At 67.0% G+C, this 12,846-nt stretch carries 18 protein-coding genes and 1 tRNA gene; 9 read left to right on the forward strand and 10 right to left on the reverse strand.

Annotated features, from left to right (window positions below):
* Positions 1-11 precede the first annotated feature (11 nt).
* Positions 12-95 (reverse strand) — tRNA-Tyr (locus tag AC2EAL_RS19290).
* A 132-nt stretch (positions 96-227) separates the two neighbouring features.
* Between AC2EAL_RS19290 and rlmB the strand changes: the two genes are divergently transcribed.
* Positions 228-1,016, forward strand: coding sequence for a 23S rRNA (guanosine(2251)-2'-O)-methyltransferase RlmB (gene rlmB, locus AC2EAL_RS19295; protein WP_484725862.1), 789 nt, complete (start codon positions 228-230; stop codon positions 1,014-1,016).
* Positions 1,017-1,199: 183 nt separating this feature from the next.
* Complete coding sequence (locus AC2EAL_RS19300; RefSeq protein WP_484725863.1) at positions 1,200-1,607, forward strand: CoA-binding protein; 408 nt, start codon at positions 1,200-1,202, stop codon at positions 1,605-1,607.
* Here AC2EAL_RS19300 and AC2EAL_RS19305 read toward each other — a convergent pair.
* From AC2EAL_RS19305 to AC2EAL_RS19330, 6 genes are all read right to left on the reverse strand, one after another.
* Entirely contained in the window at positions 1,604-1,807 is a 204-nt protein-coding gene (locus tag AC2EAL_RS19305) for a hypothetical protein (protein ID WP_484725864.1), read from the reverse strand. The two genes, AC2EAL_RS19300 and AC2EAL_RS19305, sit on opposite strands and share 4 nt — an antisense overlap.
* Before the next feature lie 17 nt (positions 1,808-1,824).
* Positions 1,825-2,247: an SRPBCC family protein gene (locus AC2EAL_RS19310; protein WP_484725865.1), complete on the reverse strand. Its 423-nt coding sequence runs from the start codon at positions 2,245-2,247 to the stop codon at positions 1,825-1,827.
* Entirely contained in the window at positions 2,244-2,573 is a 330-nt protein-coding gene (locus tag AC2EAL_RS19315) for an ArsR/SmtB family transcription factor (RefSeq protein WP_484725866.1), read from the reverse strand. The genes AC2EAL_RS19310 and AC2EAL_RS19315 overlap by 4 nt, the downstream gene beginning before the upstream one ends.
* A gap of 97 nt (positions 2,574-2,670) precedes the next feature.
* Positions 2,671-2,976 carry a phosphoribosyl-ATP diphosphatase gene (locus AC2EAL_RS19320; protein ID WP_484725867.1) on the reverse strand — a complete coding sequence of 102 codons (306 nt, stop codon included), beginning with the start codon at positions 2,974-2,976 and terminating at the stop codon, positions 2,671-2,673.
* Positions 2,973-3,734 carry an imidazole glycerol phosphate synthase subunit HisF gene (gene hisF, locus AC2EAL_RS19325; RefSeq protein WP_484725868.1) on the reverse strand — a complete coding sequence of 254 codons (762 nt, stop codon included), beginning with the start codon at positions 3,732-3,734 and terminating at the stop codon, positions 2,973-2,975. The genes AC2EAL_RS19320 and hisF overlap by 4 nt, the downstream gene beginning before the upstream one ends.
* Before the next feature lie 135 nt (positions 3,735-3,869).
* Positions 3,870-4,307 carry a DUF2867 domain-containing protein gene (locus tag AC2EAL_RS19330; protein ID WP_484725869.1) on the reverse strand — a complete coding sequence of 146 codons (438 nt, stop codon included), beginning with the start codon at positions 4,305-4,307 and terminating at the stop codon, positions 3,870-3,872.
* 322 nt (positions 4,308-4,629) lie between these two features.
* On the opposite strand from AC2EAL_RS19330, the gene AC2EAL_RS19335 reads away from it, so the two are divergent.
* On the forward strand, positions 4,630-5,535 hold the full coding sequence (locus tag AC2EAL_RS19335; RefSeq protein WP_484725870.1) for a hypothetical protein: 906 nt from the start codon (positions 4,630-4,632) through the stop codon (positions 5,533-5,535).
* 133 nt (positions 5,536-5,668) lie between these two features.
* Positions 5,669-6,292 carry a polysaccharide deacetylase family protein gene (locus AC2EAL_RS19340; protein WP_484725871.1) on the forward strand — a complete coding sequence of 208 codons (624 nt, stop codon included), beginning with the start codon at positions 5,669-5,671 and terminating at the stop codon, positions 6,290-6,292.
* 33 nt (positions 6,293-6,325) lie between these two features.
* Here AC2EAL_RS19340 and hisA read toward each other — a convergent pair whose 3' ends face one another.
* A complete protein-coding gene (gene hisA, locus AC2EAL_RS19345) occupies positions 6,326-7,051 on the reverse strand; it encodes a 1-(5-phosphoribosyl)-5-[(5-phosphoribosylamino)methylideneamino]imidazole-4-carboxamide isomerase (RefSeq protein WP_484725872.1) in 726 nt (241 codons plus the stop codon).
* Between the two features lie 141 nt (positions 7,052-7,192).
* Here hisA and AC2EAL_RS19350 point away from each other — a divergent pair, with 141 nt between their 5' ends.
* The 3 genes from AC2EAL_RS19350 to AC2EAL_RS19360 are packed head-to-tail and all read left to right on the forward strand — an operon-like array spanning position 7,193 to position 8,932.
* Positions 7,193-7,585, forward strand: coding sequence for a DUF2147 domain-containing protein (locus tag AC2EAL_RS19350; protein WP_484725873.1), 393 nt, complete (start codon positions 7,193-7,195; stop codon positions 7,583-7,585).
* 47 nt (positions 7,586-7,632) lie between these two features.
* Positions 7,633-8,496: a DMT family transporter gene (locus tag AC2EAL_RS19355; RefSeq protein ID WP_484725874.1), complete on the forward strand. Its 864-nt coding sequence runs from the start codon at positions 7,633-7,635 to the stop codon at positions 8,494-8,496.
* 31 nt (positions 8,497-8,527) lie between these two features.
* The gene (locus tag AC2EAL_RS19360; protein WP_484725875.1) at positions 8,528-8,932 is read left to right on the forward strand and encodes a VOC family protein; all 405 of its coding nucleotides are present in this window, start codon (positions 8,528-8,530) and stop codon (positions 8,930-8,932) included.
* On the opposite strand, the gene hisH is transcribed toward AC2EAL_RS19360, so the two are convergent.
* Together hisH and hisB are read right to left on the reverse strand one after the other, a co-directional pair.
* On the reverse strand, positions 8,929-9,567 hold the full coding sequence (gene hisH / locus AC2EAL_RS19365) for an imidazole glycerol phosphate synthase subunit HisH (RefSeq protein ID WP_484725876.1): 639 nt from the start codon (positions 9,565-9,567) through the stop codon (positions 8,929-8,931). The genes AC2EAL_RS19360 and hisH overlap by 4 nt on opposite strands.
* A 46-nt stretch (positions 9,568-9,613) precedes the next feature.
* Positions 9,614-10,201, reverse strand: coding sequence for an imidazoleglycerol-phosphate dehydratase HisB (gene hisB / locus AC2EAL_RS19370; protein WP_484725877.1), 588 nt, complete (start codon positions 10,199-10,201; stop codon positions 9,614-9,616).
* Positions 10,202-10,572: 371 nt separating this feature from the next.
* Here hisB and AC2EAL_RS19375 point away from each other — a divergent pair, with 371 nt between their 5' ends.
* Both AC2EAL_RS19375 and AC2EAL_RS19380 read left to right on the forward strand, forming a co-directional pair.
* Complete coding sequence (locus tag AC2EAL_RS19375; protein WP_484725878.1) at positions 10,573-12,018, forward strand: mannose-1-phosphate guanylyltransferase/mannose-6-phosphate isomerase; 1,446 nt, start codon at positions 10,573-10,575, stop codon at positions 12,016-12,018.
* Positions 12,015-12,845 carry a hypothetical protein gene (locus AC2EAL_RS19380; protein ID WP_484725879.1) on the forward strand — a complete coding sequence of 277 codons (831 nt, stop codon included), beginning with the start codon at positions 12,015-12,017 and terminating at the stop codon, positions 12,843-12,845. Before AC2EAL_RS19375 ends, AC2EAL_RS19380 begins: the two co-directional genes overlap by 4 nt.
* Position 12,846 lies beyond the last annotated feature (1 nt).

The following is a 12,846-nucleotide window of genomic DNA, read 5'->3' on the forward strand; positions in this document are numbered from 1 at the left end:
CGGTCCGGGAATGGTGGGCGATCCTGGAATCGAACCAGGCATGAGTCGCCTCGGCGGAGTTACAGTCCGCTGCCACACCTTGTAGCATATCGCCCACTGCGGCGTCGTGTACTCAAGGGGGCCGAGGGCGTCAAGGGCAGTCGGCGGGCCGTGTGGCAAGTTTTCGGCTTGCATCCGGGGGCAGGCGCAAGCAAAGGTCCGGGCTGGTTTTTCGAAGGGTTGGGCAGATGGCGGCGGGCGGAAAGAAACCGGCCTGGGTGGTCGAGAAAGAGCGTGGCGAGCGGCGCGAGGCGCGGGAAACCGTCTGGCTGTTCGGGTTGCACGCGGTGCGCGACGCGCTCTTGAACCCGCGGCGGGAAAAGCTGCGGCTGGTGGTCACGAAGAACGCGCTCGACAAGCTTGAGGCAGCGGTTGCGGCTTCGGGGATGACCCCGGAGGTGGTGGAACCGCGCCGGTTCGACGCGCCGATCGACGAGGGCTCGGTCCATCAGGGCGCGGCGGTCGAAGTGCGGCCGTTGAACTGGGGCCGGTTCGGCGATGTCTGCGCGGCGGGCGAGGGGCTGCCCCTCGTCGTACTGCTGGACCGGGTGACCGATCCGCACAACGTGGGTGCGATCCTGCGGTCGGCCGAGGTGTTCGGGGCCCGCGCGGTGATCGCGCCCAAGCATCACTCGGCGCCGGAAACCGGGGCCTTGGCCAAGACTGCCAGCGGCGCGCTGGAACGGCAGCCTTACCTTAAGGTCACCAACCTGGCCGAGGCGATGGAAGAGCTGAAGGCGATGGGTTTCACCCTGATCGGGCTGGACGGCGAGGCGACGGTGACGCTGGCCGACGCGGTGGCTGGCGTGGGCGGGCGGCCCATCGGTCTGGTCCTTGGCGCCGAGGGTCCGGGCCTGCGCGAAAAGACCCGCGAGACCTGCGACGTACTGGCGCGCATCCCCTTCGCGGGCGCGTTCGGCAGCCTGAACGTGTCGAACGCGGCGGCCGTTTCGCTCTATGCGGCGACCCGGACGTGAGCGCGTGAGAGTTCACGTCTTTGCGACAGGTCTTTAACCACTCATTCACCTTTCTAAATAACAGTGGAGAGGCACGGGACCGGAACCCCGTACTCTCTTCACTGTCCCTCGTTCCGCGACTTGGCGCCCGAGGTTCACCTTGGGCGCCATTTTCTTGACCCGCCCAGCCGTCAAGGAGGTTCCATGCCCAGCGATGCCGACATCCGTGACATCCTGACATCGGTGAAGACCATCGCCCTGGTCGGCTGGTCGCCGAAGCCCGACCGCCCCAGCCACCGGGTGGCCGAGTTCCTGAAGCGCAAGGGTTATCGGGTGATTCCGGTCAACCCCGGCCATGCCGGAGAGACGGCGCTGGGCGAGACGGTGGTGGCGACGCTGGCGGATGCCGGGCCCGTGGACATGGTCGACATCTTCCGTCGCAGCGAAGAAGCAGGCGCCGTGGCCGACGAGGCAGTGCGGATCGGCGCCAAGGTGGTCTGGATGCAGATCGGCGTGGTGGATGAGGCTGCGGCGTCTCGTGCGCGGAACGCCGGGCTGCGGGTGGTGATGAACCGTTGCCCGGCGATCGAGATCCCGCACCTGGGGCTTTAGGCCGCCCGGGTCAGGTACGGCCGGAAGAAAAGGTAAAGCCCGGACGCCATCATCAGGGCAAGCGGCGCGAGCGGCAGGAAGTAGAGGGCCTGCGGCACGGCAAGCCCAAGGCCGAGCGCGAGCCAAAGCACCAGTGAAAGCAAGGTAAAGAGCATGCCGAGCCAGCGGTGGCCTTGGCGCGCGAGGTGGTGCAGGGTCATGGGCGGGGGTCCTTTCGTTACAGGCGGTCGAGAAGCGTTTCGAGGTTCGACAGGAACCTTCGCCAGCCGGTGCCGGCCCCGCCTTGCGCCTTGGTCTGGTCGGGGCGGAAGCCGGATTGTTCCATCGTCAGGCGGGTGCCTTGCGGCGTGGCGGCAAGGGTCCAGGTCACCGTGGTTCGGACGCCGGTTGCGGCCTCGGCCCCCGAGGAGTTCCAGTGGTAGGCAAGACGCTCCATCGGCTCGACCAGCGTCACTTCGCAATCGGTGACGCCATTCCAGTGCGGCATCGGCGGGTGGCGGAAAGTGAAGCGGTGCCCGACCTCGGCCCGGAAGTCGTTGGCCATCAGCCAGTCTGCCAGAAGCGGACCCTCGGTCAGCGCGCGCCACACCTTGGCTATGGGATGGGGCAGGTCCTTCTCGATCACGATGCTTTCGGTCATTGGTCCATCCGTTTCAGCGTGTCTTCCAGCGCGGCAATCCGGTCATCCCAGAAGGCGCGGTAGAAGGTCATCCAGTCGAAAAGCGGCGCCAACGCCCGGGGTTCCGCCCGGTAACGGACCTCGCGTCCTTCTGCCCTCCCGGTGACAAGTCCGGCATGTTTCAGGATGGCGAGGTGCTTCGAGACGGCAGGTTGGGACACCCCTGCATCCCTGGTCAGCCGAACGACATTCGCCTCACCGCCGCGCATGAGCTGCTCAAGAAGTCCCCGGCGGGTCGGGTCGGAAAGGGCGTGGAAAAGCGTATCCTGTGGGGTCAAAGCGATCACCGTTGGGTTATGATTTACTCATAGCCGTTTGGTGATTGATTTGTCAACGCAGAAGTTCGCCCTGGGTTGGGGGCCGTGGTAGCTCGGGATGGATGGGTCAGCGCCCGGCCTTTTCCGCGATGCCCGAAGTGCCTTCGCGGCGTTCCAGTTCGGCCAGCACATCGTCCAGCGCCACGTCGCGGGCGGCAAGCATCACCAGCAAGTGGTAAAGCACATCCGCCGCCTCGGACGCTAACCGCGCGCGGTCGCCCTTGACCGCTTCGATGATCGCCTCGATGGCCTCTTCCCCGAATTTCTCGGCGCATTTCTCCGGCCCCTTGGACAGGAGCTTCGCGGTCCAGGAGGTTTCCGGGTCGGCCCCCTTGCGGGCGGCAATGGTGGCGGCGAGTTTTTCCAGGCTCATGACAGCCTCACGGGGATGCCGGCGGCGGCCATGTGGGCCTTGGCCTGGCCGATGGTGAAGGTGCCGAAGTGGAAGATCGAGGCGGCGAGGACGGCGGAGGCGTGGCCCTCGGTGATGCCTTCGACGAGGTGGTCAAGGGTGCCGACACCTCCGCTGGCGATCACGGGAATGTCGACGGCGTCGGCGATGGCGCGGGTGAGGGGGAGGTTGAACCCCGCTCGGGTGCCGTCGCGGTCCATGCTGGTCAGGAGGATCTCCCCGGCGCCCTTCGCGGCGACCGTGCGGGCGAAGTCGACGGCGTCGATTCCGGTCGCGCGGCGGCCGCCGTGGGTGAAGATCTCCCATTTTCCGGGGGCGGTGGTCTTGGCGTCGATGGCCACCACGATGCACTGGCTGCCGAACCGGTCGGCGGCTTCGGCCACCACGTCCGGCCTTGCGACGGCGGCGGAGTTGAAGCTGACCTTGTCGGCCCCGGCGAGGAGGAGCTTCCGCACGTCCTCGGGCGTCCGCACGCCGCCGCCGACGGTGAGGGGCATGAAGCACTGTTCGGCGGTGCGGGTCACGAGGTCGTACATGGTCGACCGGTTGTCCTCGGTCGCCATGATGTCGAGGAAGCAGAGCTCGTCCGCGCCGGCGGCATCGTAGGCTTTCGCGGCTTCCACCGGGTCGCCCGCGTCGATCAGGTCGACGAAGTTGACGCCCTTCACCACGCGGCCATCGGCCACGTCGAGGCAGGGGATGATGCGGGTCTTGAGCATGGGGGAGGAATGGCGCGGGAGGGGCGGAAAAGCAAGCGGGTTTGAAAGGGGGGACTGTCCACGGTGGACATTTCCGGATTCAGTTTTGGAATCAGTGTCTTGCGCGTGGACGGAAAGGGTTTGTTAACCGGGTGGTTAACGGGCCGTGGCCATGCGCGCCACCGCCCCGCGCGAGATCAGGATGTGGAAGGGCAAAACAAGCCGCAAATAGGCGCGGCCCCAGAGATTGTGCGGATGGACCCAGGTCGACATGTAGAGCCGCCCGTCCTGCCGGATGACACCGATGCGGAAGTTCAGGTGCTTGTCGTCGGTGCCGAGGATCAGTTCGTCTTCGGTCTCAAGGCAGGTCGGGAAGATCGGGCCTTCGGCGGTGCCGGTCTTGAGGCCGAAGGGCCGGACCAGAGTGTTGCGCAAGCGCAGGAGGGCGTCGGCCCAGCCGGGGAGCGCGAGGCCCCGGGTGGCGGCTTCCCGCGGGGAGAGGGTGGAGGCGACCGAGTAGCAGTCGAGGAAGTCTCCGGGCTGATGCAGGGCCCAGAGCGAGGAGGCGCGGGGGAGGGTGTCGGTGCGGACCATGGTGGGAGGGTGCGCCTGTGCGGGGCAAAGCGACATGGGGCGTGTGGTCGCAGGGACCGCTCGTCGGTGGACTTCGTCCCTCCTCGCTGCGGCAGAGGGGACTTGCGACGAGGAGACGAAGTCGAACGAGGAGCGTTGCGTCGCCGAGACCCGTTTGGGTTCCTTTTTGATGACGGTGCGGCCTAGTTCCGAGCGGTCCCCCCCGCCCCCATCCCCTCCCCACGGAGGGGGAGGGGAGGCGCTTTCTGGTGGCGCTGAGCGCGGGGATTGACCGGGCGCCTGGTGTGCCCGTATGTTAAGTATGTTTACATACGGGCAGATCATGGAAGCGCTGCGGTATCTGGGGCTTTCCCTCTGTCTTGGCGGGCTGACCGTCTGGGGGTCGGAGAACCTGTTCTGGTCGATGCCCTCGGCCGACCTGACGGCGCTGCAATGGGGGCTGACGGTGGTGGCTTACAGCATCGCCTCGGCTGTGGCCTTGTCGGCGGTGATCTGGGCCGGGGTGGGCGGCTGGCCTGCGGTGTTCCTGGGGGCGGCGATCGTCGGCTACATGTCGGAAGGGGTGATCGTTGGGACGATCTATCAGCCGGTCCCGCCGCTCTTCTACCTGGTTTGGACGCCGCTCGCCTGGCACGCGCTGATCACCGGCGGGGTGGCCTTGGGTCTGGGGCGTGCCGGGGCGCGGCTTGGGCCTTGGCGGTTGGCGCTGATCTGGGGGGCCTATGGCCTGTTCGGGGCCTTCTGGGCGCAATACTGGGTGTCCGAGCGCTCGGACCTGGGCGCGACCCCGGCGCTGGCGGTCTATCTGGTGGCCTGTGGGCTGGTGGTGGTCGTGGCGCATGAGGTGATGGACCGAATGGGGACCCTGCCGCGTCCGTCGAGCTGGGTGTTGTGGATCGCGCCTGCGATTGCGGCGGTGATCTGGGTCCTGCAATCCGTCGCCGATCCGAACCCGATGCGGGTGGTGCTGCCGCTGATCCTGGGGCTGATCCTGTGGGTGATGTGGCGGCTGGGGGACCGGTCACGGCCCGTCAGCCTGGGCGAGCCGGTGCCGGTCTGGTGGCACGTCCTGTTCCTGATCGCGCCAGTTGTGGTGGTAGCGCTGGCCCCGTTGGCTTGGGCGCAGGGCTGGGGGACGCTGGGCGCGAACTGGATCGTGGCGGGGCTGTCGATCCTGGGGTCGGTGATCTGGCTGGGGCGGCTGGTCTGGCAGGCGGCGCGTCGGTGACGGCACCGCTCCTTCCTGGGGTCCGGCAGCCTGACCGCCTGTCAGCCAGCCCTGCGGTAGCGGCAAGGCCAAAAAAGGAGTAGGGTTAGCGCGGACCACCCGACGGGTCAGACCAGTCATAGGGGGCAAGGCCATGCCGGCAACCAGTGAATCCCGTGAGGATCGCCCGCTTACTCCGCGCTATTCCGCTGCCGGAAGCCGGACCGTCTGGCTGACCTTCGACGACGGGCCGCATCTTACGAGGACGCCGAAGGTCCTGGACATCCTGGCGCGGCATGACATCCGCGCGACCTTTTTCGTGATCGGAAAGAACGCGGCCTTCTATCCCAAGATCATCGAGCGGATGCAGGAAGAAGGGCACGGAGTCGCAAACCACACCTATCGCCACCCGAACCTGACGACGCTGACCAGCGCGAAGATCCGCGAAGAGTTGCAGTTGACCGAAAAGCGCATCGCGGCGGCGATGGGTGATCGCAAGCTGTTTCGCCCGCCCTATGGCGCGCACAATGCCAAGGTCGATGCCGTGGTGGCCGAGCTTGGCTACCGGACGATCCTGTGGAATGTGGATACAGTGGACTGGAGCAAGGCCTTCCAGCCCGACCGCTGGGTGGAACACGGGTTCGAGCAGGTGAAGGCGCGGACGAGTTCGGTCGTGTTGAACCACGACATCCACAGTTCGACGGCCGCCAATCTTGAAACCTTCATCCGTCGGATCAAGGAGTTGCGCGTGAGCTTCGCGGAGCCGAAGACGCTTTAGCCCAGGCGGTGCGCCCTTTGACTTGGTTGGGTGTCAGGCGACTGACGCCAGCGCCTTCAAGGCGGCGGTCAGGTCGATGGCCCCATCGTAGAGCGCGCGGCCAGAGATGGCGCCTGCGATGACCCCGGTGTCGCGAAGGGCGATGAGGTCTTCCATGCGGCTGACGCCTCCTGACGCGATCACCGGGATGGTGACGGCGCGGGCGAGGGCTTCGGTGGCCTCGATGTTCGGGCCCTGCATCGCGCCGTCGCGGTCGATATCGGTGTAGATGAGGGCTGCCACGCCGGCGTCTTCGAAAGACCGGGCGAGGTCGGTGGCCATGACGTCGGTCTCGGTCGCCCAGCCCTTGGTCGCGACGCGGCCCTTGCGGGCGTCGATGCCGACGGCGACCTTTCCGGGGAAGGCTTTGGCGGCCTGACGAACCAGCGATGGGTTTTCGACGGCGGCGGTGCCGAGGATGACGCGGGAAAGGCCCTTCTCCAGCCACATCGAAATGGTGGCCATGTCGCGGATGCCGCCGCCGAGCTGGGCGGGGACGGTGATGGCTGTAAGGATGGCTTCAACGGCGGCGGCATTGACCGGCTGGCCTGCAAACGCGCCGTTCAGGTCGACGAGGTGGAGCCATTCACACCCGGCGGCCTGGAACTTCAGCGCCTGGGCGGCGGGGTCGTCGCCGAAGACGGTGGCCTCTGACATCTCGCCGCGGAGAAGCCGGACGCACTGGCCGTCCTTCAGGTCGATGGCGGGGTAGAGGATCATCTGCGGGCTCCTGGTCGCTGGTGGCGCGGTCTTTGGCATGGGGCGGAGCGAATGAAAAGAGCGGCGCGCGACCCGACGTCACGCTTGATCGGTTTGGCGGCTGCGGCAAAGTCAGGCGCAGGGATAGTGCGAGGAGGACGCATGATGAAGGTTTTCGCAATTGCTGCAGCGCTGGCGGTCATGGCGGGCGCGGCTTGGGCCGATCCGATCGAGGGGGTCTGGCAGACCCGGAAGGATGACAATGGCAACTTTGGCCACATCCAGATCAAGCCCTGTGGCCCGGCCTTCTGCGGGACGCTGGTCAAGGCCTTCGACAAGGACGGAAAAGAGGCCGACAGCCCGAACATCGGGCGGCAGATCGTCTGGGACATGGTGGCCTATCCGGACGGCCTGTATGACGACGGGCAGATCTATTCGCCGGACCGGGACAAGACCTACAACGGCGACATGACGCTGTCGGGCGACAGTCTGAAGGTCCGGGGCTGCGTCCTGGGCATCTGCCGCGACGGCGGCACCTGGAAGCGGGTGAAGTAAGCAGGTTCCGGGTCGCCTTTGCCTGATGCGTCGGGCAGAACGGCGGCATGAAACCGATCGACTGGATACTTCTGTGGACCCTCTCCCTGTTGTGGGGAGGGTCTTTTCTGTTCAACGAGCTGGCCTTGGCGGGATTGCCTGTCCTGACGATCGTCTGGGGCCGGGTGGCGCTGGCGGCTTTGGTGCTGGTGCTGGTGGTCAAGGCCTCGGGGCAGGGGATGCCGGGGCGCGGGGTTTGGCCGGCGCTGGCGGTGATGGGGGTGATGAACAACCTGGTGCCGTTCACACTGTTCGTCCTGGCGCAGGGGCAGATCACCGGGGCGCTGGCATCGGTGCTGAACGCGACGACGCCGCTTTTCACCGTGCTGGTGGCGCATCTGGCGACCCGGGACGAGCGGCTGACGCCGATGAAGGCGGCGGGGGTGGGCCTGGGCTTCGCGGGTGTCGTGGTGATGATGGTGGGCGAGGATCTGGGGGGCGAGTTCTTCGCGATCCTCGCGTGCCTGGGCGCGGCCCTGTCTTATGGGCTGGCCGGGGTCTGGGGGCGGCGGTTCAAGGCGGCCGGGGTGACGCCCTTGCAGACGGCGGCGGGGGTGCTGACCTGTAGCGCGGTGATCCTGACGCCGATCTGGCTGGCGGTGGACCGGCCCTGGGCGCTGGCGTTTCCCGGATGGTCCCCTATCCTGGCGGTGGTGGCGCTGGCGGTGTTGTCCTCGGCCGTGGCTTACCTGATCTTCTTCCGGATTTTGGCGCGGGCGGGGGCGGTGGCGATTTCGCTGGTCACCTTCCTGATCCCGTTCAGCGCGGCGGGCCTGGGCTGGCTGGTGCTGGGGGAACGGCTGGAGGCGCGGCATTTCGTGGGCCTTGCGCTGATCCTGGGGGGCCTGGCGCTGACACTGCGGAAGCGTTGACCTTCGGTGTCCTGGGGCGCAGGCTGCGGGGATGAAACCTTCGGCGATCCTTGAAGCCGCTGTCTATGTCGCCGACCTTGCGGGGGCCGAGGCGTTCTATGCAGGTGTGCTGGGCCTGCCGGTGATCGGCAAGGTCGAAGGGCGGCATGTGTTCTTTCGCGTGGGAGCGGGGGTGCTGCTGGTCTTCGACCCGGCGGCGACCGAAGTGCCGTCGGCGAACCCCGCTTTGCCGGTGCCCACCCATGGTGCGCGGGGGGCAGGGCATGTGTGCTTTGCGGCCAGCCGGGAGGAGATTGCGTCCTGGCGGGAGCGGCTGGTGCAGGCCGGGGTGGAGGTCGAGGCGGAGTTCGACTGGCCGAACGGCGCGCGGTCGCTTTATGTCCGCGATCCGGGCGGGAATTCGGTGGAGTTCGCCGAACCCCGGCTTTGGTTCTAGGGCCGCCAGCGCAGGAAGTTGCCGATCAGGCGGAGGCCTGCGGCCTGGCTTTTCTCTGGGTGGAATTGAGTGCCGAGGATGTTGTCGCGGCCGACAATGGCGGTGATGTCGCCGCCGTAGTCGCAGAAGGCCAGCCGGTGCGCGGGGTCGGTGACCCGGAAGTGGTAGGAGTGGACGAAATAGGCGTGGTCGCCAGTGGTGATGCCGTCTAGCACCGGGTGCGGGCGTTCCACGATCAGGTCGTTCCAGCCCATGTGCGGGACTTTCAGGGACCGGTCGGTGGGCTCGATCTTCACGACATCACCGGGGATCCAGCCGAAGCCCGCCGTTTCGCGGTATTCGTGGCCGCGGCTGGCCAGCATCTGCATGCCGACGCAGATGCCGAGGAAGGGACGGCCTTTGTGGATCACGGCGTCTTCAATGGCGTCGAAGAGGCCGCCGTAGGAGCCGAGGGCCTGACGGCAGGCCGGGAAGGCGCCGTCGCCGGGCAGCACGATGCGGTCGGCGCGGGCCACGTCCTCTGGCTTAGAGGTGACGAGGATGTCACCGCCGCTGACCTCCGCCGCCATGCGCTGGAAGGCTTTCTCGGCGGAATGGAGGTTGCCCGAATCGTAGTCGACGAGGGCGGTCAGCATGGCGCGCCGGGGCACGATTTTTCGGCGAAAAATCGGAGTCTGGGCATCAGAGCGCGCCCTTGGTCGAGGGAAGCGCGTCGCCAAGGCGGGGGTCCGCTTCCACAGCCTGGCGCAGGGCGCGGGCGACGGACTTGAACGTCGCCTCGGCGATGTGGTGGCTGTTCAGCCCGTGCAGCTTGTCCACGTGCAGCGTGATGCCGCCGTGGGTGGAGAGCGCCTGGAAGAATTCGCGGACGAGTTCCGTGTCGAAGGTGCCGATTTTCCCGGTGGGGAAATCGACGGTCCAGATCAGGTAGGGCCGCGCCGAGAGGTCGAGCGCGGTGGCGATCTGGGCGTCGTCCATGGCAAGGCGGAAGTGGCCGTAGCGGCGGATGCCGCGCTTGTCGCCTAGCGCCTTGGTCAGCGCCTGGCCAAGCGCGATGCCAACGTCTTCCACGGTGTGGTGGTCGTCGATGTGGAGGTCGCCTTTCGCGCGGACGGTGAGGTCGATCAGGCTGTGGCGTGCGAGCTGGTCAAGCATGTGGTCGAAGAAGCCGACGCCGGTCTGGCAGTCATGCGTGCCGGTTCCGTCGAGGTTGACGGTGACCGTGATCTCGGTCTCGGCGGTCTTGCGGGCGACGGTGGCCTGGCGCATGGCGGCTCTCCTGCTTTGGCGGCCTTATAGGGCGCGGGGGGCGAGAGGGAAAGGTGTCCGGGCGCAGGGGAAAACTGCGGGCGACACGGCGGCGCAGCGGTGCCACAGGGCAGTTCGCTGTAGCGCGCCTATATATATAGTGTGTGGGTGACCTGCGCGGCCCAACTTGCAGGGGAAACCGGCGAGGGGGCTTCTTCCTGTGGTCGCAATCCCTTGGCGGGTTGCAGGGCGGGTAGGTAGACGGGTTGCGTTCCGCTTGCGAATGCGATCCCCTTTGCCCGATTCTGGGCTTAATATAGCCAAGACTGGCAGCAAGACATTCGCGGCGGCTTCGTTGAGGGGCCGCTCTATAGGTTGGAGTTCGTTCAGGCATGCCTGAGATTTTTCCGGTTCTTCTGTGCGGTGGGTCGGGGACCCGCCTTTGGCCCGTGTCGCGCAAGAGCTTTCCCAAGCAGTTCGTGCCGCTGGCCGGGCAGGGGACGCTGTTCCAGGCGGCTGCGGGGCGGATGCAGGGGGCGGCGGGGGTTGGTGCGCCGCTGGTGCTGACGAATTCGGATTTCCGCTTCATCGTGGCCGAGCAGCTGGCGGCCGAGGGCATTCGCCCGGCGGCGATCATGATCGAGCCTGAGGCGAAGAACACGGGGCCGGCGATCCTGGCGGCGGCGGTGCATGTCGCTGAGGCGCATCCGGAGGCCCTGCTCCTGGTGATGCCCACCGATCACAGCATCCCGGACGTCGACGCCTTCCGCGCGGCAGTGGCGGCGGGGGTGCCGCGGGCCGAGGCAGGGCAGCTGGTGACCTTCGGCATAAGGCCTGACCGGCCCGAGACGGGGTACGGCTGGATCGAGCTTGGCGCGGCCCCGGTTGAGGGGCAGGCGCAGAAGGTCGCGCGGTTCGTGGAAAAGCCGCCGCTGGAGAAGGCCGAGGCCATGCTGGCCGAAGGGCGGTATCTGTGGAATGCGGGCATCTTCCTGTTCCAGGCCAAGGCGCTGATCGCGGCGTTCAAGGCGCATGCGGCCGATCTGGTGGGCCCGGTGACGGAAGCTGTGGCCGAGGCGCGCAAGGACCTGGATTTCCTGCGGCTGGCCGAGGCGCCTTGGGCGGGGGTGCGCGACATCTCGGTCGACTATGCGGTGATGGAGAAGGCCGGGAACATCGAGGTCGTGCCCCTTGGCGCGGCCTGGTCGGACCTTGGCGACTGGAACGCGGTCTGGCGAGAGAATGGCGGTGCCTCGGGCGGCGCGGTCACGCAAGGGGCGGTGACGGCGATCGACTGCGAGGGCAGCATCCTGCGGTCGGAAGGCGAAGCGCAGCATGTGGTGGGGATCGGGTTGAAGGACCTGGTCGTCGTGGCGATGCCGGATGCGGTGCTGGTCGCCGACCGTGCGCGGGCGCAGGACGTGAAGACGGCGGTCGCGCAGCTGAAGGCGCGGTCGGTGCGGCAGGCCGAGGTCTTTCCGCGCGACCACCGGCCCTGGGGCTGGTTCGAGACGCTGGCGCTCGCCGACCGGTTCCAGGTCAAGCGGATCGTGGTCAAGCCCGGCGCGGCCCTGTCCCTGCAAAGCCATATCCACCGCGCGGAACACTGGATCGTGGTCAGCGGGACGGCCCAAGTCACTGTGGGCGAAGAGGTGAAGTTGCTGAGCGAGAACCAGTCGGTCTATGTGCCCCTGGGCGCGATCCACCGGCTGGCGAACCCGGGCAAGGTGCCGGTGGTGCTGATCGAGGTGCAGACCGGGGCCTATCTGGGTGAGGATGACATCATCCGGTATGAGGACATCTACGCCCGCAGCAACGAAAAGGTCGCCCCAAGATGACCGGAGACGACATCCTGGAGGGGCTCGCCATCGTGATGGCGCATCCCGATGACGAGGTGCTGTGGGCCGGTTCGGCGCTGAAGGCGGCCGAGAAGATCATCCTGGTCTATGGCGAATGGCCGGGGGCGGATATCATCAGCGCCGGGCGCCGCGCGGCGATGGCGGAGTTTCCGTTGAAAACGCTGGACTGGGTGCAGATTCCCGAAAGCGGCGTGTTCGACAGCGCCTCGTGGCCCGAGGTGCGCGAGACCGAGTACGGGCTTTATCCGCATCCGGCGCTGGCGATCCTGGACAACTTCAACCCCAATCAGTACCGCGCGCAGTTCGACAAGCAGCGGGAGGCCCTGCGCCCCCGGCTGGCAGGCATCCGGAACGTGATCGCGCATGGCCCCTGGGGCGAATACGGCCACGAGGAACATGTGCAGCTGTTCCGCGTGGTGGCGAGCCTGGCGGCAGAGATGGGGTTCCGGCTTTGGATACCGGCCTATGTGGGACCGAAGTCCGAGGCGCTGATGCTGCGGAACCTGAAGTATTGCGGCAAGCCGACCAGGGCGCTGCCGATTGACCAGGACTTCGCGCAGGGGATCGCCCAGATCTACAAGCGGACGCAGTGCTGGACCTTTTTCGACAGCTATGTCTGGCCGAAGACCGAATGGTTCCTGCCCTGGGTGCCCGAGGGGCTGCCCGAAGGTCAGCACGCCACGCCTGCCGATGTGCAGCGCATCGTGCTGCCTGCGGATAGCGACGCCTGGCGCAAGCACCTGCCCAAGCGGCGCGAGTTGGCGCGCAAGGTGCTTAGCTGGCTGAACGGGCGGCGGGTCGCCTAGG

This window comes from Tabrizicola sp. T74, assembly GCF_057219935.1.

Bases quoted from the DNA above. Each gene is read 5' to 3' on its own strand.
- hisH (WP_484725876.1), bottom strand. From the start codon at position 9,567: ATGCTGACCGCCCTCGTCGACTACGATTCGGGCAACCTCCATTCCGCC.
- AC2EAL_RS19360 (WP_484725875.1), top strand. From the start codon at position 8,528: ATGAAACCTTCGGCGATCCTTGAAGCCGCTGTCTATGTCGCCGACCTT.
- AC2EAL_RS19380 (WP_484725879.1), top strand. From the start codon at position 12,015: ATGACCGGAGACGACATCCTGGAGGGGCTCGCCATCGTGATGGCGCAT.
- hisF (WP_484725868.1), bottom strand. From the start codon at position 3,734: ATGCTCAAGACCCGCATCATCCCCTGCCTCGACGTGGCCGATGGCCGC.
- AC2EAL_RS19320 (WP_484725867.1), bottom strand. From the start codon at position 2,976: ATGAGCCTGGAAAAACTCGCCGCCACCATTGCCGCCCGCAAGGGGGCC.
- AC2EAL_RS19350 (WP_484725873.1), top strand. From the start codon at position 7,193: ATGATGAAGGTTTTCGCAATTGCTGCAGCGCTGGCGGTCATGGCGGGC.
- AC2EAL_RS19305 (WP_484725864.1), bottom strand. From the start codon at position 1,807: ATGACCCTGCACCACCTCGCGCGCCAAGGCCACCGCTGGCTCGGCATG.
- rlmB (WP_484725862.1), top strand. From the start codon at position 228: ATGGCGGCGGGCGGAAAGAAACCGGCCTGGGTGGTCGAGAAAGAGCGT.
- AC2EAL_RS19330 (WP_484725869.1), bottom strand. From the start codon at position 4,307: ATGGTCCGCACCGACACCCTCCCCCGCGCCTCCTCGCTCTGGGCCCTG.
- AC2EAL_RS19335 (WP_484725870.1), top strand. From the start codon at position 4,630: ATGGAAGCGCTGCGGTATCTGGGGCTTTCCCTCTGTCTTGGCGGGCTG.
- hisB (WP_484725877.1), bottom strand. From the start codon at position 10,201: ATGCGCCAGGCCACCGTCGCCCGCAAGACCGCCGAGACCGAGATCACG.
- AC2EAL_RS19300 (WP_484725863.1), top strand. From the start codon at position 1,200: ATGCCCAGCGATGCCGACATCCGTGACATCCTGACATCGGTGAAGACC.
- AC2EAL_RS19355 (WP_484725874.1), top strand. From the start codon at position 7,633: ATGAAACCGATCGACTGGATACTTCTGTGGACCCTCTCCCTGTTGTGG.
- AC2EAL_RS19375 (WP_484725878.1), top strand. From the start codon at position 10,573: ATGCCTGAGATTTTTCCGGTTCTTCTGTGCGGTGGGTCGGGGACCCGC.
- AC2EAL_RS19340 (WP_484725871.1), top strand. From the start codon at position 5,669: ATGCCGGCAACCAGTGAATCCCGTGAGGATCGCCCGCTTACTCCGCGC.
- hisA (WP_484725872.1), bottom strand. From the start codon at position 7,051: ATGATCCTCTACCCCGCCATCGACCTGAAGGACGGCCAGTGCGTCCGG.
- AC2EAL_RS19310 (WP_484725865.1), bottom strand. From the start codon at position 2,247: ATGACCGAAAGCATCGTGATCGAGAAGGACCTGCCCCATCCCATAGCC.